General features: G+C 71.3%; 21 protein-coding genes. 11 read left to right on the top strand and 10 right to left on the bottom strand.

Translation table 11 applies throughout. The features are described from left to right. Positions 1-224 precede the first annotated feature (224 nt). A complete protein-coding gene (locus tag WMF42_RS19760; RefSeq protein ID WP_437693525.1) occupies positions 225-1,373 on the top strand; it encodes a DUF1566 domain-containing protein in 1,149 nt (382 codons plus the stop codon). 117 nt (positions 1,374-1,490) lie between these two features. Here the strand turns inward: WMF42_RS19760 and WMF42_RS19755 are convergent, their stop codons facing one another. Continuing rightward, the gene (locus WMF42_RS19755; RefSeq protein ID WP_437693523.1) at positions 1,491-2,363 is read right to left on the bottom strand and encodes a class I SAM-dependent methyltransferase; all 873 of its coding nucleotides are present in this window, start codon (positions 2,361-2,363) and stop codon (positions 1,491-1,493) included. 68 nt (positions 2,364-2,431) lie between these two features. Beyond that, positions 2,432-4,153: a serine/threonine protein kinase gene (locus WMF42_RS19750; RefSeq protein ID WP_437693522.1), complete on the bottom strand. Its 1,722-nt coding sequence runs from the start codon at positions 4,151-4,153 to the stop codon at positions 2,432-2,434. Positions 4,154-4,473: 320 nt separating this feature from the next. Here WMF42_RS19750 and WMF42_RS19745 point away from each other — a divergent pair, with 320 nt between their 5' ends. Then, positions 4,474-5,289, top strand: coding sequence for an SDR family oxidoreductase (locus WMF42_RS19745; protein ID WP_437693520.1), 816 nt, complete (start codon positions 4,474-4,476; stop codon positions 5,287-5,289). Between the two features lie 181 nt (positions 5,290-5,470). On the opposite strand, the gene WMF42_RS19740 is transcribed toward WMF42_RS19745, so the two are convergent. Then, positions 5,471-7,879 (bottom strand): DEAD/DEAH box helicase, encoded by a 2,409-nt coding sequence (locus WMF42_RS19740; RefSeq protein WP_437693518.1) that lies wholly within the window; start codon positions 7,877-7,879, stop codon positions 5,471-5,473. Between the two features lie 602 nt (positions 7,880-8,481). Here WMF42_RS19740 and WMF42_RS19735 point away from each other — a divergent pair. The 5 genes from WMF42_RS19735 (at position 8,482) to WMF42_RS19715 (ending at position 12,107) form a co-directional block, all read left to right on the top strand. Continuing rightward, positions 8,482-8,835, top strand: coding sequence for a DUF4398 domain-containing protein (locus WMF42_RS19735; RefSeq protein ID WP_061606493.1), 354 nt, complete (start codon positions 8,482-8,484; stop codon positions 8,833-8,835). A 24-nt stretch (positions 8,836-8,859) separates the two neighbouring features. Next, a complete protein-coding gene (locus WMF42_RS19730) occupies positions 8,860-9,336 on the top strand; it encodes a DUF4398 domain-containing protein (RefSeq protein WP_061606494.1) in 477 nt (158 codons plus the stop codon). 188 nt (positions 9,337-9,524) lie between these two features. Continuing rightward, on the top strand, positions 9,525-10,196 hold the full coding sequence (gene lspA, locus WMF42_RS19725) for a signal peptidase II (protein ID WP_233561165.1): 672 nt from the start codon (positions 9,525-9,527) through the stop codon (positions 10,194-10,196). A 205-nt stretch (positions 10,197-10,401) separates the two neighbouring features. Next, the gene (gene lspA, locus WMF42_RS19720) at positions 10,402-11,166 is read left to right on the top strand and encodes a signal peptidase II (RefSeq protein WP_061606496.1); all 765 of its coding nucleotides are present in this window, start codon (positions 10,402-10,404) and stop codon (positions 11,164-11,166) included. Positions 11,167-11,168: 2 nt separating this feature from the next. Continuing rightward, on the top strand, positions 11,169-12,107 hold the full coding sequence (locus WMF42_RS19715) for a prolipoprotein diacylglyceryl transferase (RefSeq protein WP_061606497.1): 939 nt from the start codon (positions 11,169-11,171) through the stop codon (positions 12,105-12,107). A gap of 204 nt (positions 12,108-12,311) precedes the next feature. Here WMF42_RS19715 and tatC read toward each other — a convergent pair whose 3' ends face one another. From tatC to rlmN, 3 genes are read right to left on the bottom strand one after another with little or no spacing between them, the layout of a single operon-like run. Next, entirely contained in the window at positions 12,312-13,199 is an 888-nt protein-coding gene (gene tatC / locus WMF42_RS19710; RefSeq protein ID WP_061606498.1) for a twin-arginine translocase subunit TatC, read from the bottom strand. After that, entirely contained in the window at positions 13,196-13,840 is a 645-nt protein-coding gene (gene tatB / locus WMF42_RS19705) for a Sec-independent protein translocase protein TatB (protein WP_437693515.1), read from the bottom strand. The genes tatC and tatB overlap by 4 nt, the downstream gene beginning before the upstream one ends. Before the next feature lie 44 nt (positions 13,841-13,884). Further along, complete coding sequence (gene rlmN, locus WMF42_RS19700) at positions 13,885-15,144, bottom strand: 23S rRNA (adenine(2503)-C(2))-methyltransferase RlmN (RefSeq protein ID WP_437693513.1); 1,260 nt, start codon at positions 15,142-15,144, stop codon at positions 13,885-13,887. Positions 15,145-15,249: 105 nt separating this feature from the next. On the opposite strand from rlmN, the gene WMF42_RS19695 reads away from it, so the two are divergent. The 4 genes from WMF42_RS19695 to WMF42_RS19680 all read left to right on the top strand — a co-directional run bounded on the left by WMF42_RS19695 (position 15,250) and on the right by WMF42_RS19680 (position 19,789). Next, complete coding sequence (locus WMF42_RS19695; protein ID WP_437693511.1) at positions 15,250-16,566, top strand: OmpP1/FadL family transporter; 1,317 nt, start codon at positions 15,250-15,252, stop codon at positions 16,564-16,566. Then, positions 16,566-17,951, top strand: coding sequence for an OmpP1/FadL family transporter (locus tag WMF42_RS19690; protein ID WP_437693509.1), 1,386 nt, complete (start codon positions 16,566-16,568; stop codon positions 17,949-17,951). The genes WMF42_RS19695 and WMF42_RS19690 overlap by 1 nt, the downstream gene beginning before the upstream one ends. 125 nt (positions 17,952-18,076) lie before the next feature. Beyond that, positions 18,077-18,907 (top strand): glycoside hydrolase family 16 protein, encoded by an 831-nt coding sequence (locus tag WMF42_RS19685; RefSeq protein WP_063815715.1) that lies wholly within the window; start codon positions 18,077-18,079, stop codon positions 18,905-18,907. A gap of 87 nt (positions 18,908-18,994) precedes the next feature. Then, the gene (locus WMF42_RS19680) at positions 18,995-19,789 is read left to right on the top strand and encodes an SDR family NAD(P)-dependent oxidoreductase (protein WP_061606502.1); all 795 of its coding nucleotides are present in this window, start codon (positions 18,995-18,997) and stop codon (positions 19,787-19,789) included. On the opposite strand, the gene hflC is transcribed toward WMF42_RS19680, so the two are convergent. The 4 genes from hflC to WMF42_RS19660 all read right to left on the bottom strand — a co-directional run bounded on the left by hflC (position 19,790) and on the right by WMF42_RS19660 (position 24,792). Next, entirely contained in the window at positions 19,790-20,740 is a 951-nt protein-coding gene (gene hflC / locus WMF42_RS19675; protein ID WP_061606503.1) for a protease modulator HflC, read from the bottom strand. Further along, entirely contained in the window at positions 20,740-21,708 is a 969-nt protein-coding gene (hflK, locus tag WMF42_RS19670; protein WP_233561167.1) for an FtsH protease activity modulator HflK, read from the bottom strand. The genes hflC and hflK overlap by 1 nt, the downstream gene beginning before the upstream one ends. After that, complete coding sequence (locus WMF42_RS19665) at positions 21,705-23,399, bottom strand: MFS transporter (protein ID WP_437693506.1); 1,695 nt, start codon at positions 23,397-23,399, stop codon at positions 21,705-21,707. Before WMF42_RS19665 ends, hflK begins: the two co-directional genes overlap by 4 nt. A gap of 187 nt (positions 23,400-23,586) precedes the next feature. Continuing rightward, the gene (locus WMF42_RS19660; RefSeq protein ID WP_233561168.1) at positions 23,587-24,792 is read right to left on the bottom strand and encodes a sterol desaturase family protein; all 1,206 of its coding nucleotides are present in this window, start codon (positions 24,790-24,792) and stop codon (positions 23,587-23,589) included. Positions 24,793-25,610: the final 818 nt, after the last annotated feature.

Raw genomic sequence — 25,610 nt, 5'->3', positions numbered from 1 at the left:
GCCTGCCGGTCCCGCCCAGGCAGGGCGGACGGCGCGGCGGGCGCGTTCCGGGCACCGCGGGGCAGCGCGCGCAGGGGAGCGAGGGCGGCGCGGGGGGCGATGGACGTGGGCGACGCGCGGGGCGCGATGGACGTGGGCGGCGCGCGCGCGAGGAAATCGACCCCGGCGCCGCGGTGAATGATAGGCTGCACGCGCGCTCCATCCGCGGACGCCCTTGCTTGCCCATGTCGAACGAGACCCCTCCCGCTCATCGCTTCACCTGGCTGTTGGCCGCGCTGCTCGTGGAGTCGGTGGCGTTCGCCGGATGCGTTGGAGACCCGTTTCATGTAGGTGGCGGCGCCGGGGGAGGGACCGGCGGCGGTGGTGGTGAGCCGATCGGCGGCGGCGGCGCCGGGGGAGGGACCGGCGGCGGCGGCGGCGGCGGCGGCGAGCCTGTCGGCGGCGGCGGCGCTGGAGGAGACACCGGCGGGGGACTGCCCTCGATTCCGGTGACGTGGCCGGACTCGCCGACGAAACGCTGCTCGGACGGGACGATCGTGGTGGAGCAGTGCCCGGGACCGTCCGAGCCCTTCTTCGGACAGGACGGCAGCTACGAGATCGCCGTTCCCTCCTACACGGATCGCGAGGACACCGTGAGGGACTCGGTGACCGGGCTCGCCTGGGAAAAAGGGCTGGAGGACGTGACGTTCACGTTCGCCGCCGCGAAGGAGCACTGCGACGCCCTCGCCGTCGAGAACCACGGCGGCCTGACAGGGTGGCGCTTGCCGACCCTGCGCGAGCTCGTCTCGATCATCGATTTCGGCAACACGACAGCGTTCCAGGGCATCTTCGTGACGACCCCGGACAGCATCTACTGGTCCGCGACCGACGTCGCCGGCACGGACGGCTCGTTCGCGTGGGGCGTGCTCGCCAGTGACGCATCCATCGGGTACCACCCGAAGGCGGGCATGACGAACGCGCGGGCGCTGTGCGTCGGGGGCGGGCAGGCGATCCCGCCGGCCGATCTGTCGTCGTTCGGCGAGGAATGGGCGCTCGATCGCTCGACGGGGCTCGTCTGGCAGCGCCAGCACGCCACCGGGACGTTCGACTGGAGCGACGCGCTCGCGCACTGCGAGGACCTCACCCTCGCCGGCAAGAGCGACTGGCGGCTGCCGAGCGCGAAGGAGCTGCTCTCGATCGTCGATGATCGGCTGCTGGGGCCGGCGATCGATCCGCAGATCTTCTCGGGGACACCGTCGAGCATCTTCTGGTCGTCGACGCCTGCCCTCGTCAGCGCCGACAGGGCCATCGTCGTCAACTTCAACAACGGCGCGTCGCAGGACAACTCGGTCCGCGATCGGCGGCTCACGCGCTGCGTTCGCTCCGACGGGTGAGCGCGCCCCGCGCCGCCCGCGCCAGCGCGGCGCCCGCCCGATCGAGGACCGCTGCCGAGCGCGTCGAGCCCAGCCGGAGCTCGCCGCGGCGGCGCAGCCGGAGCTCGCCGGAGCGGCTCAGCCCGCGGGCTTGACGAACTTCAGGACGAAGCGGTCGCTCGTGCCCCGCTTGTCGCCGGCCACCATGGGCGAGGCGTTCCAGTCGCGCGTGTCCGTGGGGCTCCGGAGGAAGGCCGCCTCGGCCTCGAGCCGGAAGCCGGCCCGCTCGATCTCCTCGCGCACGACCTTCTGCTCGATGCGGTGGAGCGTCTTCACCTCGGCGACGCCCGTCCCGTCGCGGCCGCTGTGATCGATGATCGCGAACACGCCGCCCGGCTTGAGCGCGCGGAAGATGGCGCGGTTCATCGCGGGCCGGTCCACCTCGAGCCACACGGCGTCGTGATAGAAGAGGATGAGGAACACGGCGTCGAGATCCCGCGCCTCGGGCGGCAACGGGTCGTCGAGCTCGCGGTCGACCCGGACAACCGTCTTCATCAAGGGCTTCTTGAGCCGCTCGCTCCACGGCTTCTCCGCGAAGCGCTCGAGGACGAACCGGTTGTTCTGCCCGTAAACGATCCCTCCCGGGCCCACCGCCCGCGCCAGGAGCTCGGCCGTGTAGCCGCCCCCGGCCATGAGCTCCGCGACCTTCATGCCCGGCTGAATGCCGAAAAACGCGAGCGTTTCCGCAGGCTTCCGGCCGGCGTCGAGCGCCTTGTCGGCGTCGGCCCGGTCGGCGGCCTCCACGACGGCGCGCACGGACGCGGGCACCTCGACCGAGGTGACCTGAGACGGCGCCGGGGCGGCCGCGTCGCTCGGGGCGGGCGCGGCGGGCGCCGCGTCGGGCGTGCCGGCAGGGGCGGCGGCCGGAGCGGACGGCGCCGCGGGAGGCGCGGAGCCGCAGCCGGTGAGCGCGGCGAGGGCGAGGGCGAGGAGGGCGTGATGGCGTCGCACGCCGCGCTGCTAGCCGAGCGGGCTGAGCGACGCAAGCGGGTCGACGCCGCGCGGCGCCTCGGAGCGGGTCAGCGCAGGTGGACGACGGCGGTGCCGGCGCCCGACACGGTAACGGAGATCTGCTGCGTGCGGGCCGGGTCGACCCCCGAGGTCGCGCGCAGGTCGAAGCTGCCGCAAGGCCAGCGGTACTCGCCCGGCGCCTGCACCTCGGCGGGGCCGCCCGAGACGCGCCACGCCTCGCCCGCGTCGATGCGCAGCGCGCCCTGGCACGTCGCGGCGCCCGGAGGGGTGGGCGCGGCGGCGGCGGCGTCCGGGGCGCTCGCCGCTGGAGCCGGTCGTTGCAGCGGCACGATCGCCGCCCGCGCCGCGGCGGCGATCTGCGGCCGCGCCACGGCAGCGGCGCGCTGCGCTGCCGCGGGGTGCGCCGCGCTCAGCCGGCCCTGGCTGACGCGCACGCCGGCGAGCGCGATGCCGGCCAGCGCGGCGCACGCGATCGCCGCCGCGAGAAGGCGCTGCCGCTTGGCCCCCGCCGCCGGGATGGACACGCCGGGCGCCGAGGGCGGCGGCCGGAGGTCGTCCCGCGTCCGCTGCGCCGGGCCGAGCGCCGCCTTCACCGCCGGGGCCAGGAGCGGATCGAGCGAGCCCTCGTCGCCCGAGACCGGGGCCACGGCGTGGAATCCGCCGCTCAGGGGGGCGCTCGACGGCTCCGAGAGCGCCGCGTCGGCGCCCTCGATCGGGTCGATCCCGCCGGAGGGCGCCTGCGGCGGCGCGCCAGGGCGACGCGTCACGCGCAGGGCGAAGGGGGCGCCCTCGCCGGCGCGCGTCAGCTCGCCGCCTTCCAGATCGTCGTCGCCGAGAGGGTCGGGCGCAGGGGGGGCGGAGGTGGAGGGACCCGCAGGGCGCGACTCGGGCGGCTCCCTCAGCGCCGCGTTCACGAGGGCCGCGAGGTCCTCGGGCGCGCCGATCTCGTGGCCGGCCTCGCGCAGCGCCTCGATCGCCTCCAGCATCGCGCGGGCATCGGGGAAGCGGTCTTCCCGGCGGGGCGCGAGCGCGCGCGCGAGGAGCGCGTCGAGCGCCGGGCTCACCTCGGGACGGAGCTCGCTCGCCCGCGCCATCTGCCCCTCGCGCGCCGCCGCCATCCGCGTGGTGGCGCTGGTCCCGGGGAACGGACGCTCGCCGGTGAGCATCTGGAAGAGGACAACGCCGAGCGCGAACAGGTCGGCGCGGGCGTCGACCTGCTCGCCGTCGAACTGCTCCGGCGGCATGTAGGTCGGCTTCCCGACCAGATCGCGCCGGGCAGCGTCGCCAGCCCCGCCCCGCGTGGCGATCGCCACGCCGAAGTCCGCGATCTTCACCGCGCCGCTCAGCGAGATCAGCACGTTTCCCGGGCTCACGTCCCGGTGCACCATGAGCCGCCCCTCGGCGGCCGAGCGCTCGTGCGCGTAGCCCAGCCCCTTGAGAACCTCGGACACCACGAAGAGCGCCACCGGCACCGGAACCGCCTCCCCGCGCGCCCAGAGCCATTTGCAGAGCCGCCCGAGGTCCGTCCCGGACACGAGCTCGAGCACGAGATAGAAGTCGCCCGCTTCATCGATGCCGAAGTCGAGCACCGCGTCGATGTTGGGGTGCTCGAAGCGGGTCATCATGCTCGCCTCGGCGATGAACAGCTGCCTGAGGTCGTCGTTGCCGGCGTGCATCGGGACGATTCGCTTGATGGCGACCGGGACCTCCGCGCCGTCCGGCCCGAGCGCGACCGCGCGAAACACCTCGCCCATCCCGCCGCGCGCCATCCGCGGTCCGATGGCGTAGTGCCCCAGAACAACCCCCCTCGGTGGCGCGCTCTCCACGATGCCCGACTCTAGATGGCACCGAGGGGCGGGGTAAAGGGGCGACCGCGCTCGACCACCGGAGATCCCTGCGGTCGATTGCACAAATCGAGGCGTGGCGTTGCTGTCGTCGACGGAATTGCGCTGTCCTGGCCGCCGCCACGCGCGGCCGCGACCCGTCGGGGGCGCACACGCGGCGGTGGTGCGGGTTGCGCCGACGTGCGGCGCAGCGCGCGGCGGATGTCGCTCGATCTACGTGGGTCTGATACAAGTCCGCTCAGGACATGACGCACTCTGCCTCGACCGAGCCGACTCCCGTTGTCTTCATCACCGGCGCCTCCGCTGGATTCGGCGCTGCGATCGCCCGCCGCTTCGCTGGCCTGGGGGCCCGCTTGATCCTCGCGGCGCGCCGTCACGAGCGCCTGGAGGCGCTCGCCGACGAGCTCACGGGCAGGGGAGTGGGCCCGTCGAGCGACGGCGGGCGGGCGGGGGCCGCGGTGCACATCGTGCGGCTGGACGTCCGCGATCGGGCCGCGGTGGACCGGGCGGTGGCGGAGCTCCCGCCGGAGTTCTCGGAGGTGTCGGTGCTGGTCAACAACGCGGGAGGGGCGATCGGCCTCTCGCCGGCGCACACGGCGGATCCCGACGACTGGGAGCAGATGGTCGACACGAACATCAAGGGGCTGCTCCACTGCACCCGGGCGCTGCTGCCCGGCATGGTGGCGCGCGATCGCGGGCACGTGATCAACATCGGCTCGGTGGCCGCCGGCACGCCGTATCCCGGGAGCAACGTCTACGGGGCGTGCAAGGCGTTCGTGGCGCAGTTCTCGCTGAACCTGCGCGCGGATCTCCTCGGCAGCCGGGTGCGCGTCACCGACATCGAGCCCGGCCTGGCCGAGACCGAGTTCTCGCTTGTGCGCTTCAAGGGCGACAGCGACCGCGCCGCCGCCGTCTACCAGGGCGTGAAGCCGCTCTCGGCCGAGGACATCGCCGAGTCCGTCGTCTGGTGCGCGACGCTCCCGGAGCACGTCAACGTGAACCGGCTCGAGCTGATGCCCGTCATGCAGGCGTTCGCCGGCTTCGCGGTGAAGCGAAGCTAGCTCCACGCCGCCCAGGCGCACCCCTGGGTTCATGAGAGAGAAAACCACAGAGGCGCAGAGGGCACAGAGGAGAGAACGAGAGAGGGACAGAGATACGCCGTCTATTGATCCCCTCTGTCTCTCCTTCTTACCTCTGTGCCCTCTGCGCCTCTGTGGTTCATTCTTCTCCCCCTCACGGAGCTCACGCCTGGTGGAGCAGGAGCTCCAGGAGGCTGAGCGCGGCGCGCTTGCGGAGGCCCTCGACGGATTCGGTCGCGCCGACGCAGAGAGGACAGCCGGCCTGGTCGCAGCGGCAACCGGCGATGAGCTGCCGCGTGCGCGCGAGCAGCTCGTCGCGCTGCTCGTAGATGCGCTCGGCGAGGCCGACGCCGCCGGGCACGTTGTCGAACAGGAACAGCGTCGGATCGAAGACGCCGGCCACCTCGCCGCCGGGCGGGGGCTCCGGCGCCCGCGCCTCGCTGCCGTCCTCGAGCGTCTGGCCGATGTCGCGCGGATCGCACATGAGCGAGAGCGTCGCGACAGTCTCCAGCGCCCGCGCGATCCCGCGCAGCCCGTCGATGGCCGTCGCGCGGCCGAGGCCGAGCTCCTCGCACAGCGGCTCAGGCACCGTGAGCCAGAATGACGTCGTGTGCATCTGGATGTCAGGCAACCGCACGTCGCCGTAACCCGTGTTCTCGTGGGTGTAGAACTTGATCTTCTTGTACCCCACCACCTTCTCCACGATGCTCACCTCGCCGAACGACGCCGCCGCCCGGCCGAGCGAGGACGTCGCGCTCTCGTCGAGGATGCTCACCTTGCGGTGGGTGAGCGCCGTCGTGAAATAGTCGGGCACGACCTTCGTCACGAAGGCCTTGTGGTTCTCGTAGTCGAGCCGCTCCACCTGGTACTGCTCGCCGTCGTGCTGGTAGATGGCCTGTTCGTGGAGCATCGTCGGCGCGGCGCGCCAGTCGAGCTCCGCGAGCGTCTTGCCGTGCGCCTTGTCGATGATGACGAAGTTGTCCCAGCCCACGGAGCGCAGGCTCACGTGGTTCGCCGGGTAGGCGTCCGTGGCCCAGTGAAAGCGATCGTTCGACTCGTGGACGACCCCGTTGTCCTGGAGGAAGCGGAGCGCGGCGACTGTGTCGTCCGGCGGCATCGCCGCGTACGGCTCCCCCTTGAGGAACGGCAGCTCGAACGCCGCGCACTTGAGGTGCTGGACCAGGATCTCGGTGTTGTGCGGATCGATCCGCGCCGACTCGGCCCCTCGCTCGAGCAGGTAACCCGGGTTCCTCGCGAGGTACTGGTCGAGCGCCGCGCTGGTCGCGCACAGGACGGCGATGCTCGTCTTGCCGCGCCGGCCCGCGCGGCCGAAGCGCTGCCACGTCTCGGCGACCGACCCGGGGTAGCCGGCGCAGATCACCGCGTCGAGCTCGCCGATGTCGATGCCGAGCTCGAGCGCGTTCGTGGCCACGACGCACAGGATCTCGCCCTCGCGCAGCCCCCGCTCGACCCGGCGGCGCGTCTCCGGGAGGTAGCCGCCGCGGTACGCCATGATCGCGTCCTCGGCCCCGATCTCCTTGCCGACGCCCTCGCGCAGGTACTTCAACATGATCTCGACCGAGTTGCGCGACTGGCCGAACACCAGCGTGGGCACGCGGGCGCGCGCGAGATCCCCGGCGAGGCGCACAGCGCTCTTCAGGGTGCTGGCGCGCATGCCGAGCTCGGCGTTGACAACGGGCGGGTTGTACAGGAAGAAGCGCCGCGGGCCGCGCGGGGCGCCGGACTCGTCGATGAGCTCCATCTCGTCCTCGGCGACGCCGAGCAGGCGCGCGGCGTGCGCCCGCGGGTTGCCGATGGTCGCCGTCGCGCAGAGGAACGTCGGGCTCGATCCGTGGAAGGCCGCGACGCGGCGCAGCCGGGCGATGACGTGGGCGACGTGCGATCCGAACACGCCGCGGTAGGTGTGGAGCTCGTCCAGCACGACGTAGCGCAGGCGCTGGAACGTCCGCGCCCAGTGCGCGTGGTGCGGCAGGATCCCCGCGTGGAGCATGTCGGGGTTGGTCATCAAGATGGGGCTGCGCTCGCGCGCCGCCCGCCGCGCGTCGCCCGGCGTGTCCCCGTCATAGACGATCGCCGGGATCGTGAGCCCCGCCTCGCGGATGAGGGCGTGCAGGCCGGCCTCCTGGTCGCGGGCGAGCGCCTTGGTCGGGTAGAGGTAGATCGCGCTGCCGCCCTGGCCCGACGCGGCGCCCTCGGCGAGCGCGTCGAGCACCGGAAGATGGAAGCAGAGGCTCTTGCCGCTCGCGGTGGGCGTCGCGACGACCACGTGCCGCCCCGCCCGGGCGGGGTCCGCCGCGCCGCCGCTGTCGAGGCGCGCCCCGCGCGCGGCAGTGAAGGCCCGGGCCTGGTGGTCGTAGAGCCGGCTGATGCCGCGCCGCTCCAGCGCGCCGCGGAGCGCCGGCGACAGCGCCTCGGGCATCGGGGCGGTGCGCGCCTCGGCGGGCGGCAGCTCGCGATCCGCCGTGAAACAAGGGCGAACGTAGCCCGAGGCCAGCCACGACGAGATGACCGTCTCGACGCCGGTCTCGATCTTCCAGGGGGGCGACGGCATGACGCGGGCATACTAAACAGATGCGCCGTGTCACTCAACCGGATCAGGCGCGGCGGGCGCGGTGGATGGATCTTTCATGATCCACCTGGCTGGGACGCGCCACGCGGCGCGCGGCGCGGATCCGGCGCGAGGGAGATCGGGATCGGCGCGGCAGGCGCGCGTACGGCCGAGCGAGGAGCTCTCCTGTCCGCGGGCGAGATCGCGTGTTGGCCGCCCGCCGGTGTGGCCGAGGTCATGCTCGCGCCCACACGGGGGCGCCGGTGAATGACCCGTTTGCGCGCAACAAATGGGAAGCGCGGATACGGCGCGTGATGCGATGTCTCAGTGTCGTCGTCGCGCCTGCTGCCTCGACGGACAGCGCGCTGCGCGCCTCGTGGGCGCGCTAGGGCGCGGCCCGAGGGCCTGCCGGCCTGGTGTGCTGGTTGCCTGAGGATTGAGCCGACCGGCGACGGAGACCCGGAGTCGAGTCCCACATCCGCTGTTTGACCCGCCGGTCGTGGACGACCGCACGACCGCACGACCGCACGACCGCACGACCGCGCGACCGCGCGACCGCGCGCGCGGTCGTGCGGTCGTCCACGACCGGCCACGAGGTGTTGACCATGAGAAAGGCAGTGTTCTTGACGCTCCTCGGCGCGTCGGCGGCGGGGTGCGCCGCGCGCACGGCCCCGTTCGACGAGCGGCTCTTCGCGTCGCAGGCGCTGATCCGGACCGCCGAGGAGGTCGGCGTCGAGGAGGTCCCGCGGGCGGACCTCCACCTCCGCCTCGCGCGGGAGCAGGTGCAGAGAGCGCAGCGGCTGGCGGCGGAGGGGACGTCCGATCGGGCGCGGCGCATGCTCCTGCGGGCGCAGGCGGACGCGGAGCTCGCGATCGCCTGCGCGCGCGAGGCGCGGGCCCAGGCCCTGGCGCGCGAGGCGCTCGGGGAGGTCGGATCCATCCAGGAGCAGCTCCGCTAGGGGCGCAGGAGGAGGCGCGGAACCATGCGATGCAACCAGGGGACGGTGGTCATGCTGCTCCTCGGCGGGCTCTTGGGGTGCGCGAGCACCCCGCTGCCGCCGAAGGAGCTCATCAGCGCGAGGAAGAGCTACGAGCGCGCCCGGGCGAGCGCGGCCGCGGAGCTCGCGCCCACGGACCTGCACGACGCCCGCGAGGCGCTGGAGCGCGCGGAGCGCGCGTTCGCCGACGACGATGAGCTCACGGAGGCGAGGGACCTCGCCTACCTCGCGGATCGCCGCGCGCAGCTCGCCGAGGCGCTCGGGCGCATGGCGGCCGCGGAGCGGCAGCGCGGCGCGGCCCTCCAGGCGTACGGCGAGGTGCACCTCGCGCTGCGCAGGAGGCGGGCGCCGCCGGCCGATCCGGTCAAGCCGGCCGAGCCGCCCGCGCAGCCGGAGGTGCCGGCGGCGCGGGCGCGCGCGTCCGGCGGGGAGCGCCCGGTGGTGATCATGAAGGGGCGGTGAACGGGCACGGAGCGGCGTGACGCCGCGGATGCCGTGCGGCGGCCGCGGCGGTCGCGGCGGTCGCGGAGGCGCACGGACGAGGACGGCCGCCGGCCGGCGTCGCTCCGCTCCAGGCGGTTTGCTCCGCGCTACGGCATCGCGTAGAAGCGAGGACGATGTCCTCCGACGGACCGCACGCGCCGCACGGTGTGCAAGCACCGCGAGCGTCGACCGCCGCCCACCTGCCGGACGAGGTCCCCCCGGGCGAGCGGGCCTCGCTCACTTTCATGGCGATCGTGGCGCTCGTCTCGTGCGCCGCCGATCTGGCGACGAAGGCGTGGGCGCACGCGCGGCTCGCGGGGTTCGACGCGAAGCGAGCGGGCGCGAAGGTCTTCACGGTCATCCCGGACCACCTGGACTTCATCTTCGCGCAGAACCCGGGCGGCGCCTGGAGCTTCCTGCGCAGCCTCCCGGACGGGCTGCGGCGGCCGTTCTTCCTGTTCGTCTCCGCCGCGGCGACCGTCTTCATCGTCTCGATCTACCGGCGCGTCCACAGGGACCAGACAGCGATGAAGTGGGGCCTCTCGCTGGCGCTCGGCGGCGCGATGGGGAACCTTGTCGACCGGATCCGCTACGGCTGGGTCATCGACTTCATCGACGTGTACGTGTCGCGCGGCGGCCAGGAGTTTCACTGGCCGACGTTCAACGTCGCCGACATCGCGATCGTCGCCGGGGTCATCCTGATGTCCTCCGACATGATCGCCTCCGCCCGCAGCGCGCCCGCGCCGGACGCCGGCGGCGGGGCCGCGCGCCCCGCAGGCGGCGACGCCGGCGCTCCGCTCTCGACCGAGGCGCCTCCGCCCGCCCCGCCGGCGGGCTGAAACGCGGAATCCCCGGAGCAGCCAGCGCGCCCGGAGCAGGCAGCGCGGGGAACGGGGAAGTGGCGGCAGCGCGTCCGGACCGGCGCCGCGCCCGGAGCAAGCGGCGCGCGGAGGGCGACCGACGTGCGAGACGCACGAGACTGCTCGCCCGCGGAGGGAAGCCTTTGCCGGAGCGCTCCGTTTGTCGTAGAGGAACGCGTTCCGCATGACCGAAGACGCGACGCCGCGAGATGCCGCCGTGGAGACCAAGGGTGCCGACGCGGAGCCGGAGCGCTCCGCGCGCCTGGACGCGCCGGGGGGCGAGCTGCCGGCTCACGCCGGGCGCGACGATGAGGAGCGCGTCTCCTCCCCGGACGGAGACGCCGACGACGTTGTCGCGCCAGCGGCGCCCGTCTACCGCCCGTCCTATCCATTCCTGCTCGGCGTCTCGTTGATCACGCTCGCCGCCGATCTCGGCACGAAGTGGTGGGCCAAGGACCGCCTGGAGCCGCGGGTCCTCGCGGAGCTCGCCGACGCGCCGCGGCCGCTCGCGTTCCGGAAGATCGAGGTGATCAAGGACCACCTGAACCTGATCCTCGCGAAGAACCACGGCGGGGCGTGGGGCATCCTCGGCGACGAGAGCGAGGCGATCCGACGCCCGTTCTTCCTGCTGATCTCGCTCGCCGCGATCGTCTTCATCGTCTCGCTGTACCGGAAGCTCCACCCGTCGCAGATCGCGCTCAAGTGGGGGCTGCCGCTCGTGCTGGGCGGCGCGCTCGGGAACCTCGTCGACAGGGTCCGCTACGGATATGTCATCGACTTCATCCAGGTCCGCTTCACCCCGACGTTCGTGTGGCCGACGTTCAACGTGGCCGACATCGCGATCGTCGTGGGCGTCGGGCTGATGGCGATCGACATGTTCTCTCCGCGCCGCCCCGAGCTCGCGGAGAAGCCCTCCGGCGCGCCCAGGGCCAAGGCGTCCGCGGGCTGACCATGCGCCCCGAGCTGTTCCGCCTGCTCGACGTCTCGTTTCCGGCCTATTTTCTCCTGCTGCTGACCGGCTTCCTCTTCGCGACCGCGATCGGCGCGCTGTGGGCGCGCCGGATCGGCCAGGACCCGGACGTCGTCGTCGACCTGGGGCTCGCCTGCCTGCTCGCGGGCATCGTCGGCAGCCGGCTGCTCCACGTCGTCGCCGACGGATACTTCTGGGATTACGTGCACCTGTGCACCGACCCGTCGCAGGTCGACTGGAAGGTCGAGCAGGCGCTCTGCGAGCCGCGGTACCACGGCGTCTGGGACGCCGCGAAGGGGGTCTGCCACCCGACCGAGCGCGATTGCTTCGCGTGGGCGAAGTTCTGGGCCGGCGGCCTCACGTACTACGGCGGCTTCCTCGGCGCGTCGGCGGCGGCGTACTGGCTGCTCAAGCGCGACCGGTTCCCGTTCTGGAAGGCGGCGGACATGGCGGGCTTCGCGGTCCCGCTGGGCCTCGGGTTCGGCCGCATGGGGTGCCTGCTCGCCGGCTGCTGCTTCGGCCTGCGCACCGACGGGTCGCTCGGCCTCTCGTTCCCGCCGAACAGCCCCGCCAGCGAGGCGCAGTTCAAGCTGCACGAGCTCGCGAGCCCGCGCGTGCCGTCGCACCCGGTGCACCCGACGCAGATCTACGAGTCGGCCATGTCGTTCGCGATCGCGGCGATCTGCCTGCTCTACGTGCACGGGCGGAAGCGGTACGACGGGCAGGTCTTCGCGACGTTCCTCGGGCTGTACGCGCTCGGGCGCTTCACGCTCGAGTTCGCGCGCGCCGACGACCGCGGCGGCCTCCTCGGCCTGTCCACGTCGCAGCTCATCGGCGTCGCGATGGCCGCCGTCGCGGTCGCGATCCACGTGAGGCGCAGCCGCAAGGCGGCGCTCGCGGCAGCGGCGCCCGCGGCCTGAGCTCCGGGCGCGTCGCGCCGGCAGGCCGGGGCCCGCGATAGGAGCGGGGCCGCGCTCCGGGGGGCCGACGTCCGCGCGAGCGCGACAGGCGGGAAGAAGACGAGCGCCCTTCCCGACGTACCGCGTTGCGGAAGCCTCTCCGGGGCGATCCCGGCGGCTGTGCGCGCCGCCGGTCCGTCAGCGGCTGCGCGCGCCGCCGGTCCGTCAGCCCTTGGTGACTTCCTTCTCCTTGCGCTTCTTGTAGGCCGCGCGCTGGGCGTCCGTCGGCGGCTTGCCGAAGACGTACGCGAGGCCGATCGAGGCCACGTAGAGCAAGCACATCGGCACCGCCATGACGAGCTGGCTGGTGATGTCGGGCGGCGTCAGGATCGCCGCCAGGATGAAGGCGGCGAACACGAACCAGCGGCCGAACATGATGAGCTGGAGGTAGTTGATGACGCCGGCGATGGAGAGGAACAGCACGATGAGCGGGATCTCGAAGATGATCCCGAAGCCGAGCAGGAGCTGGGCGACGAAGTCGAGGTAGTCGCCCATCATCACGGTCGGCGTGATCGTGATCCCCTGATCGCCGACCGTGCCGGCCATGCTGAGGAAGTAGCCGAACGAGATCGGGAACGCCGCGCGCCAGCCGAAGAGGCCGCCGCCGACGAACAGGAGCGTCGAGAAGAGGACGAACGGGATGACGTAGCGCTTCTCGCGCGCGTAGAGGCCGGGCGCGACGAAGGACCAGAGCTGGTAGAAGATGAACGGCGAGGCGAGCGCGGCGCCGCCGATCATCGACAGCTTGAAGTACGCGACGAACGCGGCCGCAGGCGCGCCGAAGTGGAGCGACGGGTTGCCCGGCAGGTTCTGCTCCCGCCACGCCTGCACGAATGGGATGGTCAGGAAGTGCAGGAGCTTCTCGCGCACCTCCCACCCCACGATGCAGGCCAGGAAGAAGACGAGGATGCTCCGGACGAGCCGCTTGCGCAGCTCGTCGAGGTGCTCCCAGAACGACATCGGCTTGTCCTCGGAGTTGTCCTCTTCGGCGTTGCCCGCCGCGCCGGTCGCCTCCGGGGTTTCGCTCTTCGCCGCCACCTGCTCCTGGCTCATGACGCTGCTCCGCTCCCCGTCGCGCCCTGCGCCGCCATCTCCGTCGCCGCTGCCGTCTCGATGGCCGCCGGCGTCTCGATGGTCGCCGGCGTCTCGATGGTCGCCGGCGTCTCGATGGCCGCCGGCGCTGCTGCCGTCTCGATGGCCGCCGGCGCCGCTGCCGCCGCCGTCTCCGCCGTCGTTGCGCTGTCGGCCGTCGCCGCGGGGCTGGTCGTGTCGGCCGGCGCGGCGTCGAGCTCGGCGCCGTACGCGTCGCAGCCGAGGACGGGGTACTCGCGCTCCCGGAGCGGCTTCACGTTCGGCGGGGGCTCGGGCTCGGGCTCGGGCTCCGGCGGCCTCACGCGCGGCGTGGCTGCGACGACCGTGCCGACGGACGCGGCGGCGTCGCGGAGCGGCGTCACCAGCGTCTCGATGACGTTGACGCGCGACAGGGAGCGGAGCTCGCGGATCTCGCGCTCCAGCCCCTCCTGGCGGATCAGGTCGTCGATGCCGCTCTGCGTCCGGAGCTCGGTCGTCATGCGACGAATCTTCGAGATCCAGCTCCCCGCCGTCCGCATCATGGCAGGTAACCGCCGGGGGCCGATCACCACGAGGCCCACGATGATGAGCACCACGATCTCGCCGAAGCTGAAGCCGAACACCGGCGCAAGCTAGCGCGCGCGGGGGCGGGGATCCATAGCGACCCTCACACAGGCCGCGGCGGCGTGCTCGGCGCTCCGACAGCGGCGTCCGGCGCCGCTCTGGGCCGGGACGACGCCCCTCGGCCGCCCGAGCGCTGCGCTTCGACCTGCGCCTGCGATCGCGCGAGCTGCCCGCAGGCCGCGCCGACGTCGCCGCCGCCCGAGTAACGCACGATCGACCCGACGCCGGCCGCGGTGAGGACCGCGCGGAACGCGGCGAGCCGCGGCGAGCGCACGAACGGATCGGCCGCGGCGCGCCGCTCCTCGGCGGCGCGCTGGTCCTCGGCGGCGCGCTGGTCCTCGGCGCCGTCGGGCGAGGGCAGGGGGGCGTCGGACGCGGCGATGGCGTTGTACGGGATGAGGCTGATCCGCGGCGAGATCCCGTGCTGCGCCGCGAAGCCGCGGGCGAGCGCGGCGAGGCTCGCGGCGTCCTCGTCCGTGTCGTTCTGGTCCGCGAGCAGCGTGTACGCCCACATCGGCGCGTGCCCCGTCGCGCGCGCGTGCTCGCCCGCGGCGGCGAGCACCTCCTCGAGCGGGTGCGCGCCGTCGATCGGCATGAGCTGGCGCCGCCTGCCCGGGCGCACCGAGCCGAGCGAGAGGCCGAGGCGGACCGCGGGGACCTCGGCCGCGAGCCGCCGGATGCCCGACGGCAGCCCCGCGGTGCAGACAGTGATGTTGCGCATGTCGATCGCCTGCGCGCTCGGCTCCGAGAGCACCCGGATCGCCTGGATGACCCGGTCGGCGTTCGCGAGCGGCTCGCCCATGCCCTGGAACAGCACGCCGTGGACGCGCGCGCCGCCGCCGACTGTCGCGCCGAGATCCCGGCGGATGAGCCGCACCTGCTCGACGATCTCCCAGGCCTCCAGGTTGCGCGTGAGGCCCATGCGCCCCGTGGCGCAGAAGGCGCACGCGAGCGCGCAGCCGACCTGCGAGCTCACGCACGCCGAGTACCGGCCCGGCCGCTCGAGCGGGATGCGCACCGACTCGACCATCGCGCCGTCCTCGAGGCGGAAGGCGTACTTCACGAACGGGTCCTCGGCGCTCGCGCGCCGCTCCACGAGCGCGAGCGTCCTGACCTCGCCGACCGCGCGCGCAGCGTCGAGCGCGGCGCGCCGGACGGTCGCGGGGGCGCGCGCGGGCAGCTCCCCGAGGCGGTGCGCCAGCGAGACGATGCGGCGCGCGTCGGTGAGATCGATGCCGCACGCGGCGGCGAGGTCCGCCGGGAGCACGGCCTGGAGCGCGAGGCGGGGGCGGCGTTCGTCCATGCTGCTCTGGGGCGAGCTACTCGAGGGCGAGCTGCTCTGGGGGCGGAGTTCCACGGCCGGTACCGACTAGCGCGCCAGGGCGGCCCAGTCTACGGTCGGCCGCGCATGCTTCGCCCGATCCGCTGGATGTGGCGCGGTATCGCGCCGCTCCTCGCGGCAGGGCTCGCCCTCGCGCCGCCGGGCGCGGCCCTGGCGTCGCCCGAGGACGTGCTCGGCTTCGGTGCGCGCGCGAGCGCCATGGGCGCGACAGGCGCCGCGGTCGCGGAGGGGTACGAGGCCGTCCACGCGAACCCGGCGCTGCTGTCGCTGTCGCGCGAGCGCCGGCTGACGCTGGGGATGGAGGGCGCGATCTTCGACCTGCGCGCCGGCAACCAGCGGCTCCCGTACGCGCCGCTGCGCGGCAGCCTGATCGGCGCCGCGGTGCCGATCCCGTTCGGCGGCGCGCTCGCGGACCGCGTGACGATCGGCCTCGGCTTCTTCGCGCCGCTCGACGTCGTGGTCCGCGGGCGCATCCTCTACCCGGAGACGCCGCAGTTCCCGCTCGCGGACCGCACCCAGTCGGTCGCCGTGCAGGCGGCGCTCGGCGCCGCGATCGGGCGCGGCGTCCGGGTGGGGGGCGGCTTCGCCGCGCTGGCCGCGCTGTCCGGCTCGGTGACCGTGGCGACCGACAGCACCGGCCGCGTGGGCACCCTGGTCGAGGACACGCTCGTCGCGAGCTACGCGCCGATCCTCGGCGCGAGCTACGACCTCGGTGATTACCGCCTCGGGGCGACGTTCCGTGGGGAGCTGGTCGGGCGGTTCAACGTCGTGATCCGCGCCGAGGATCTCGGGGGGATCGCCGTGCCGCCGCTGAACATCGCGGGGATCGCGCAGTACGATCCGGCGCAGATCGCGCTCGAGGTGGCGCGCGTGAACGGCCCCTGGAAGGTGGCGATCGGCGCGACGTACAAGCGCTGGTCGGACTACCCCGGCGCGCTCGAGGCGACGGTGCGCTGCCCGGACGTCGACCCCGACACGGGCGAGCCGCTCACCGGCTCGTGCGCGGCGCCTTCGCCCGGGGATCCGGGGTACTCGGACACGGTGGCGCCGCGCGTCGGCGTCGAGCGAAGCGTCGCGCTGCGGCCGGGGGCCACGGCGCACGCGCGCGGCGGCGCCTTCTTCGAGGCGTCGCCCGCGCCCGAGCAGACGGGCGCGTCGAACCTCTACGACAACGCGCGCCTCGGGCTCTCGCTCGGCTACGGGCTGGCGCTCGCCGCGCCGCTGCCGCGGCTGACGCTCGACCTGTTCACCCAGGTCCAGCTCCTCCTGCCGCGCGCGCACCGCAAGCGCGGCGAGCCGGGCGCGGGCGCCGGGGAGGACGGCGTCGTGCGCGCGCGGGGCGTGCTCGTCGCGGGCGGGGCGACCGTCGGGGTGGCGTTCTGATGCGCCGGCTCTCGTGCGCCGCGGGCCTGCTGCCGGCCTTGCTCGCCGGCGTCCTCGCCCCCGGTCGCGCGCGCGCGCACGCGCCGGACACGTACGGTCTCGGCTCGCGGGGCGCCTCGATGGGCGGCGCGCTGGTCGCGGACGCGACCGACTTCTCGGCGGGCTACTACAACCCGGCGGGCCTCTGCGGCGCGACGGGGCTCGGCCTCTCGATCGGCTACGCGTACGCGTCGAACCACCTGCGCACGAACGGCCGCGACAGCGGCGTGCGCGACGTCCACGGGCTCTCGGGCGGCCTTGTCGCGCCCGGCGAGGTGCTCGGCGTGCCGTTCGCGTTCGGCCTGGCGATGTTCCTGCCGGACGACGGGCTGTCGCGGATCAAGGCGATCCGCCAGGAGACGCCGCGCTGGGAGCTCCACGACGACAGGCTCTCGATCCTGTTCCTGGCCGCGAACGTCGCGGTGCGGCCGCTCCCGTTCCTGGAGATCGGCGGCGGCGTCGCCTTCCTCGCCTCGACGCGGGGCCGCTTCTCGGTCACCGGCCGCGCGGACGCGCTGTCGCCCTACGACTCGGCGCTCCGCCACGAGGTCGACGCGGATCTCACGTCGATCCGCACCCCGCAGCTCGGCGCCCGGGTGCGCGCCGGAGACCTCGGGTTCGTCGGGATCGCCTACCGCGGGGAGGCGAAGCTGCCGCTGTCGATCGACGCGCGGCTGCAAGGGGTCGTCGACTTCGCGGGCATCGAGGTGCCGCTGCTGTACGAGCTCGAGTCGCGCACCGTCGACGCGTTCCTGCCGCGGCAGGTCGTCGTGGGGGCGAGCTTCCAGCGGATCGAGGGCCTGCGCGTGAACGTGGACGTCACGTGGGTGGACTGGTCGGCGTACGAGAGCCCGGTGGCGAGGACGCGCGCGCACCTCGAGGCAGCGCCGCCCCCGGAGCTGCCGATCGATCTGCCCGACGACCCGCGGCCCACGTCGGTGGCGCCGCTCCGGTTCGCGGATCGGCTCGTGCCGAGGCTCGGCGTCGAGGTGCTCGCCGTCGAGGCGGGGAGCTTGCGCGAGGTCGCCGGACAGGAGGGCGAGCGCCGCGCGATCGAGGTGCCGCTCCGCGCCGGCTACGTCTACGAGCGCTCGCCGGTCCCGCCGCAGACGGGCGTGACGAATTACGTCGATGCGGACCGGCACACGATGTCGCTGGGCGCCGGCGTCGTCCTGAACCGGCCGCTGGAGGAGCTGCCGGGGTCGCTGCGGTTCGACCTCCACGGGCAGATCTCCGTGCTGCCCGAGGTGGTGGTGCAGAAGGACAACCCGGCCGATTTCGTGGGCGATTACAGCGCGGGCGGGACGATGGTGAACCTTGGCGCGACGGTGACAGCCGCGTTCTGACCTCGTGAACGCGGTGAATCGCGCGGAAGTCGCCGGCGCCGGGATACTTCGTGGGTCCTCGTCGGAATACCCATTCACGGCCTCCTGGGTCTTGCAGGCTTGACATCCGGATTGATTTGCTTTTCATGGTTTTCATGCAAGCGGACTTCCCTGCCAATCCGATTGAAAAGCCCGGCTATCTGCTCGAGTTCCACGACGAGTTCTCCGGCGCTTCGCTGGACGAGAACAAATGGATTCCGTGCCATCTGCCGCAGTGGTGCTCGGCGCGCGAGGCGGCGGCCAACTTCCGCCTCGAGCAGGGCCATCTCGAGCTGAGGATCGACGCAGGTCAGAGGCCCTGGTGTCCGGAGTACGACGGTGACGTGCTGTGCTCGTCGCTGCAAACCGGCGTGTTCTCCGGGCCGCTGGGGAGCACCCAGGGGCAGCATCGGTTCAACCGCGCCAGCGTCGTGCGCGAGGCCCAGGTCAGCCGCGCCACGTACACGCCGACGTACGGCTACTTCGAGCTCAGGGCCAGGGGCGTCAGGGTGCCCGGCAACCATGTGGCGCTGTGGATGATCGGCTACGAGGACGCGCCGGAGCGGTCGTCGGAGATCTGCGTCTGCGAGGTCTTCGGGAAGAACGCGACGCCGGCGTCATCGAAGATCGGCTTCGGCGTGCACCCGTGGGCCGACCCTCACATCGTCGACGATTTCAGGGAGGTCGAGCTCCCGATCGACATCGCCGACTTCCACGTCTACGCGGCCGAGTGGACGCCGACGCACATCGACTTCTACGTCGACAACCAGAAGATCGGCGCCGTCCAGCAGTCGCCAGGCTACCCCATGCAATTCATGCTGGGGATCTACGAGCGGCCGCAGGAGACAGTGCCTGCCCCGCCAGGCGCCCCGCAGTACCCGAAGAGGTTCGTCGTCGACTATTTTCGCGCCTATCGGCCGATCGGCGGCTATCGCTGAGCGGGCTGGTCAATAGGCCACACCGCCGGCGCAGCGATCCCGTCGCCGAGCGCTTGACGCGAGCTCGAGTTCTTGCGAGACGACCGTATGCCAACGGATGAAGCGTCTTCATCAGCAGGCGGAGCCCCCCGCTTCGATCTGAAGGGGCAAGTAGCGCTCGTCACCGGGGCCGCCCGCGGCCTCGGGAACGCATGTGCGCTCGCCCTCGCGCACGCCGGCGCCGACGTCGCGCTCGGCCTGCGCGACGCCGGCTCGGCCGGGGAGCTCGCCGAGGCCATACGCGCCCTCGGCCGGCGCGCGCTCCCGCTGCAAATGGACGTGACGCGCACGTCGGAGATCAAGAGCGCGGTGGCCGAAGCGATCCGCCATTTCGGCCGCATCGACGTCCTGGTCAACAACGCAGGGATCGGCCCGCCGAACCCCGCGGAAGACGTGACCGAAGAGGATTTCGACCTCACCGTCTCGGTCAACCTCAGGGGCACGTTCTTCGTGAGCCAGGAGGTCGGGCGGACGATGATCGAGAACCGCAGCGGCAAGATCGTGAACCTGAGCTCGCAGGCGGGGTTCGTCGGTCTACCGACGGAGTCGGTCTACTGCATGACCAAGGCGGGGATCGCGCACCTGACCAAATGCCTCGCTGTCGAGTGGGCCAGGTACGGCATCAACGTCAACGCGGTCGCCCCGACGTTCATCCGGACGCCGGGCACCGTCAAATGGCTGAAGGACGAGGCCTTTCGAGACGATCTCCTGTCGAAGATCCCCCTCGGACGCGTCGGCGAGCCCGTCGATGTGGCGGGCGCGGTTGTCTTCCTCGCGTCGCCCGCCGCCTCGCTCATCACCGGCACCACCCTCCTCGTCGATGGGGGCTTCACGGCCCGGTGACTATTTCCCTCGGACCGACGCCAGGTGGCGGTAGAAGTCGGAATCGGCGCTGAACATCAGAGAGGTGTTGGCGCCCACTGTCTGCCGATAAGCCTCCAGGGTCTTGAGAAATCCGTAGAACTCGGCGTCCTGGCTGTAAGCCCGGCCGTAGATCTGGGTGACCTGGGCGTCGGCTGCGCCGCGGATCTCCTCGGCCCTTCGCGCGGCCTCGGAGCGGATGGCCTGGAGCTCCTTCTGCATCTCACCGAGGATCTCCTCGCTGCGGCCGCGGCCCTCGGAGCGGAACCTCTCGGCGATGCTCTGGCGCTCGGCGATGATCCGGCTCTCCACCTGCTGGCGCACGCTGTCGATGTAATTGACGCGCTTGATGTGGACGTCCTGCAGCTCGATGCCGTAGCTGGGCACATGCGCCTGGGCGGCCTCGAGGATCTCCCGCTCCAGCTCCTGGCGACCCCTGCGGGGCGCGAGATCCATGGCCGCGTCGCGCTCGGTGACGATCCCATCCTCCATCGCATGGGCGTGGACCTGCCAGTCGGAGGAGCGGATGATCTCCTCGAGCTTCGCGCCGGAGACCTTGTCGCGCACCACGGCGTTGAGGATGTCGTCGATGCGGCTCCGGGCGCCGCGCTCGTCGCGCACGCTCTCCAGGAACAGGCGCGGGTTGGCGATGCGATAGTGAACCGTGGCGTCCATCAGGATGAACTCGCGGCCGAGGGTCGGGATCTGCTCGACGTCGCCCTCCCAGGTCAGGAGGCGCCTGTCCAGGCGGCGGAGCTCCTGCACGAACGGCCATTTCCAGTGGAGGCCGGGCGTGGTGATCGCCTCGTCCTTGAGCTGCCCGAACTGGATGATGAAGGCTTGCTCGGCCTCACCCACCGTGAAGGCCGCGGAATAGACGGTGATCAAGAGGAGGGCGATCAAGGCGCCCAGGCCTGCGACTTTCGAGCTCATCACTGGGTGCCTCCCGACTGGTCGTTCATGTGATAGAAGGACTGCGGCTTGGCGTATCCTTCCTGCACGACGATGATCTTGCCCGCCTTGGGCGCGACCTCCTGGATGGCCTCCAGGTAGAGCCGCTTGCGGGTCACCTCCGGCGCGAGGCGGTACTCCTTGAGGATGGCGTCGAACCGCGCCACCTCGCCCTTGGCGCGGTTGACGCGCTCGACGGCGTACGCCTCGGCCTCCGCGACGACGCGCTTCGCCTCGCCGCGGGCCTTGGGGATCGACTGGTTCTTCTGCTTCATCGCCTCGTTGCTCATCCGCTCGCGCTCCTGGCGAGCCTCGTTGACCTCGTTGAACGCCGGGCGCACCCGCTCGGGGGGCAGCACGTCCTGGAGCTCGACCCGCTTGATGCGGATGCCGGCGTCGTAGCGGTCCATCGCCTGCTGGATCTCGGCCTGCGCCTCGTCCGAGATGTCGACGCGCGCGGTGGTGAGCACCTCGCTGCTCATGCGGTTGCCGACGATGCGCCGCATCACCGACTCGGAGACCTCCCGCAGGACGCGCTCCGGATCCTCGATCTGGTAGAGGTACTTCACGGGGCCCTGGATGTTGTATTGCACCACCCAGGAGACCTCGATCATGTTGAGATCCCCCGTGAGCATCTGGCGCTCCTCCTCGTACCCCTCGGTGACGTAGCTGCTCGGGCCGCCTTCCTTGCCGACCGCGGTGCGGAACCCGAACTCCTGCTTGAGGACGCGCTCGGTGGGGACCTTCTGCACCCTGTCGATGCCGAAGGGCACCTTGAAGTGGAGCCCAGGCCCTGTCTGGCCGATGACCGTGCCGAGGCGGGTGATCACGGCCTGCTCCTCGGGCTGGACGGAGTAGAACAGGCTCTGGATCGCGATGCCGCCGACGATGAGCGCGACGACCAGGATGTTGATGGCAAGAACGTTCCTGTTTGTGGATTCGTCTTTCACGAGCGAAGAACCCCCGGTCTGGAGTGATGTGCGTTGAGCGTCCTGGTCTCGGGAAATTGCGTCGTCTTCGGGGCCGGGTCCTGCCATCCTGCGTTCACCATCTCCGCGGGGCTCGGGTAGAGCTCCTTCATCGTGGGGTACCTGCTCCACACGTCGTTCAGGAACTGGAGCGCCTCCTCCCGCGTGAGCCGCCGCCTGTCCCTGAACTGCTCCTCGAAGTCTCTCTTCAGCTCCACCTCCAGCAGGCCGTATCGCGGGTCGCCGCGATGGGGCGCTTCCGGTCGCGGGGGCTCGTTCCCGACGAGGTAGCCGATCGCTCCCCTGAGCCTGCCGAGGGGGCCCCATGCGACGTGCCCGAGGGCGCGCGTCGGCGGACGAAAATCGAACTCGAACTGGACCGGCGCAGCGCCACCCTCGCCCTGCGGTGCCGCGGGCTGGCCCTGCGCCACGCCGAGGGGCGCGTCGCCGCTCGCGGGGACGAGCGCCGCGGCGGCGGCGGCCTTGATCTTCGGGAAGCTCGAGTAGAACGACAGGAACGTCAGCACGCTGCCCAGCAGCGCGATCGTCGCCCAGGACACGTACCTGTACGACTCGCCGAGCGATGATTGGTCCGCGAAGAGGCCTATGGTGTACGACGCGCCCTTCGCGCCCAGGGTGCCCGCCATCAGGCCGACGCTCGACAGGAGCTGGGCCTGAGCGGGGGCACGATCCATCGACAGCCCGAGGAGCAGCGGGAACAGCGCCCCGATGCCGAAGCCGAACATGAAGTTCAGGACGCGCAGGGCGTAGTAGTCCTGGTAGTTGGATATCGACACGGCGGCGACGGTCGCGATCGCGATGAGCGCCGCCATCAGGGTCATCGGCCGGAAGAGCCACGTGAGCCAGCTGGCCAGGAGGCGCGACGAGGCCATGCCGATCAGGAACAGGCTGAAGGTCTCTCGCGCCTCCTCGGGGGAGAGCCCCACGACCTCATGGGCATACGTGACGAACCACACGCTGTGGCCCCACTCGGTGGCGTGCAGGAACAGGCTCGCCATCATGAGAACGAGGACCATCGGGTGGGCCAGCGCCGAGAGATGGTCGATCTTGCCGGCGGCGGTGCTCCTCACCGCGTCCAGCGCGTCGAGGTTCGTGGTGAGCGTCAGCCCGACGACCACGACGAGGAGGCCCGTGGCGACGACGAAGACCATGCGCCAGTCGTCCCTCACCCAGCCGTCCGACGATACGAAGTAGTTCACCAGGAACGGCGTCGACAGGTTGCCCAGGCTGACCGCGAAATCCATGAAGCTCAGGGTCGACGCCCTGTTGCTGATGCTCACATGGGCGGCTGTCGCGTGCCCCGCGGTGAAGAAGATGCTCCCCGACAGCGACACGAGGAAGATGTACAGCTTGTAGCGGAGCAGGTCCTGCTCGCCGTAGAGCAGGACGAGGCAGACGATCGACGTGACCGCGGTCGCCGTGAACAACGTCTTCGTCCTCGCGGCGTGGTAGACCCTCCCTCCGATGTAGGACCCGAGCAACGTGCCGACCGACCAGTAGACGAAGATCAGGCCGGCCTGCTCGTTCGATATGTCGAACTCCTGCTTGATGTTCGGTATCGTGACGCCGATGACCGTGCTCAGGAGGCCAAAGACGAAGAAACCGATGCACAGGATGAGAATGCCGCTCTTGCGATCCCTGAGCTGCAACATGGAGGCTCCTTGCGAAAGCTTCATGACGAACCGACGCGCGGGCGCTGCAGGGCGACCCGGGTGAGCGTCAGGGTGGACCTTGCGCGCGGGCCGCTCGACCTTGCATCCAGGACGCCCAGGCCCGGCGCTCGGCCGGCCGACCGCCACCCCTGACGAGCGCAGGCGCGCGAGGAGCCCGGCGGTCCGGTCAGTACTTGGACTTCACGGGCACCGGCGGGTGATAGGACGTCGAGCCGAACAGGATCGCCGGCCAGTACCGCGGGTGGTTCTGCTGAAGCTCCTTGAACATCCTCATGTAGGGGTAAAAGATGAACCGCAGCGGGGTGCGGCAATAGTCCGAGTCGTCGCCGTAGAGCCCTGTCTCAGGGATGTACTGCGGCGGCTCGACATAGGTCCCGAACACCCTGTCCCAGAGCGTGAACCTCGCGCCGAAGTTGCAGCCGTCCGTGATGTTGTGGTCGTCCTCCCTCGAGTGGTGCGTGAAGTGCACCCCGGGCGTCACGAGCACCGATCGGAACATCCTCAGGAACGGGGACTTGATCTCGGCGTAGCTCAGGACAACGGAGTGGGACGGGTTGGTCCAGGCGTCGATCAGCACCAGCACGACGAGGGCCCATCCGCCGTCGCGGAAGTCGAGCGAGAAGAGCTTCGTCAGCACGGGCAGCAGGAGGAGGACGAACACCTTGCCCCCGGCCACGTCCAGGAGGTACGACTGGGGGTCGACCGCCTGCGTGAGCTGCGACAGGTTGCGCGAGCGATGGTGGTTCACGTGGCCGAGGTTCCAGAAGAAGCGAATCTTGTGGCTCCACCGGTGTGACCAGTAATAACAAAAGTCGGCGAGGTAGCATGCGACGATGAGCGCGAGCGGGCCGTTCAGATCCACGATCGTGGGGACGGCGCTCAGCATGCTCGCGTAGTGCTCCAGCAGCCTGTCGACCGATGGATTGCTGAAGGTGAGCAGCGTGGTCAGGAGGAACACGACGTTGACCACGGAGACGTTGATCATCGCCTCCCAGTCGTACGGCTTGCCCGTGATCTTCCGGTAGAACGCGATGTCGGCGATCCCGACGATGGCCCCGAACACGATGCGCGTCACCGCGGCGACGACGATCCAGGCGGCGATCGGCGCCTCCACGTCGGAGAGCGCGACCTCTCGCACGTTGTAGAAGACCACCATGCTCTTCGCGCGCAGGGTCTCGAGGAGCGCTGCCGTGTTGTGGTGGTAGGCGAGCTCCGTGACGATCGCCGCGGCGGACAGGACGCCGAGGACGATGAGCTGAGGCCCGGTCCTCTCGAGGTGTATGTCCTTGTCCCAGAGCCAGTGCTTCAGCCGCTTCAACCACCGAAGACTGTCGGTCTCCTCGCTGGCTTGGTTTGCGATTGTTATCCTCATGCGAAGATCCATTCGTGCTTGATTCGGAGACTGCGACCCTTTCAGGCCGGGAGAGCATTCTTGCTGTGGACACCTCTGTCAAGGGCACAGCCTGTTTTGGTTAACCACTTCATGCAGGCATCGACCGGAGCGCACCGGGAAACGGGCTTGAAACCATCTCGACCCTATTTGTCGCTCCTCGCGCGGCCGGCCGAGGCCGGGTTCGACGATCGTCTGGCCAGGGTAGGGCCGACGAGGCGTCAGACGCGAAGGCTGCTCGAAGCGGTGATTCGCGCACGAACGCGCGCCGTGCCATCGCGCAGCGGTGCTGCGCGCGTGGTCGTCGGATACGGGGCTGTGCGTTCCGTTCACCCTCCTGGAACGCAATGTTATTTCAGCTGCTCGTCCCCCGTAGCTCGAAGCTACCGCCCCCGCGCCGGAGCCCGCGGGCCCAGGACGATGTCTCCCTGCACGCCTGCTGCTATGTCAGCTCGGGCGGGGCTGCCGATGCGGACCCGCCGATCCGTCGCTGGTGACGGGTGGCGCATCGCGTCGATATCTTCTATTGCCGGGTCGAGTTGTCAAGTCGATAGTGCGCTGGCCCACGGTCGGCAGCTGGCATGCATGAGTCCGACATGCGGCTCCGGTGCGCGCCGGTGTCTTCCTGCATTCGAGGACGAGGGCCGTGCCTGAAATAAGCGTGCCGCGACCCCCGGCGAGAGGCCGGCGAGAGGGCGGGGCGATGCTTCATCGAGCGCTTGCATGGCTGGATCAACCGCGTCCGAGGTCTGCCGATCCGGTGATCGAATCAGGTGAATGCCTGCTTCGGTCTCCGCTCC

Source organism: Sorangium sp. So ce176 (assembly GCF_051519835.1).
Taxonomy (GTDB): Bacteria; Myxococcota_A; Polyangia; order Polyangiales; family Polyangiaceae; genus Sorangium; species Sorangium cellulosum_G.
This window is presented reverse-complemented; position numbering and strand designations above follow the sequence as displayed.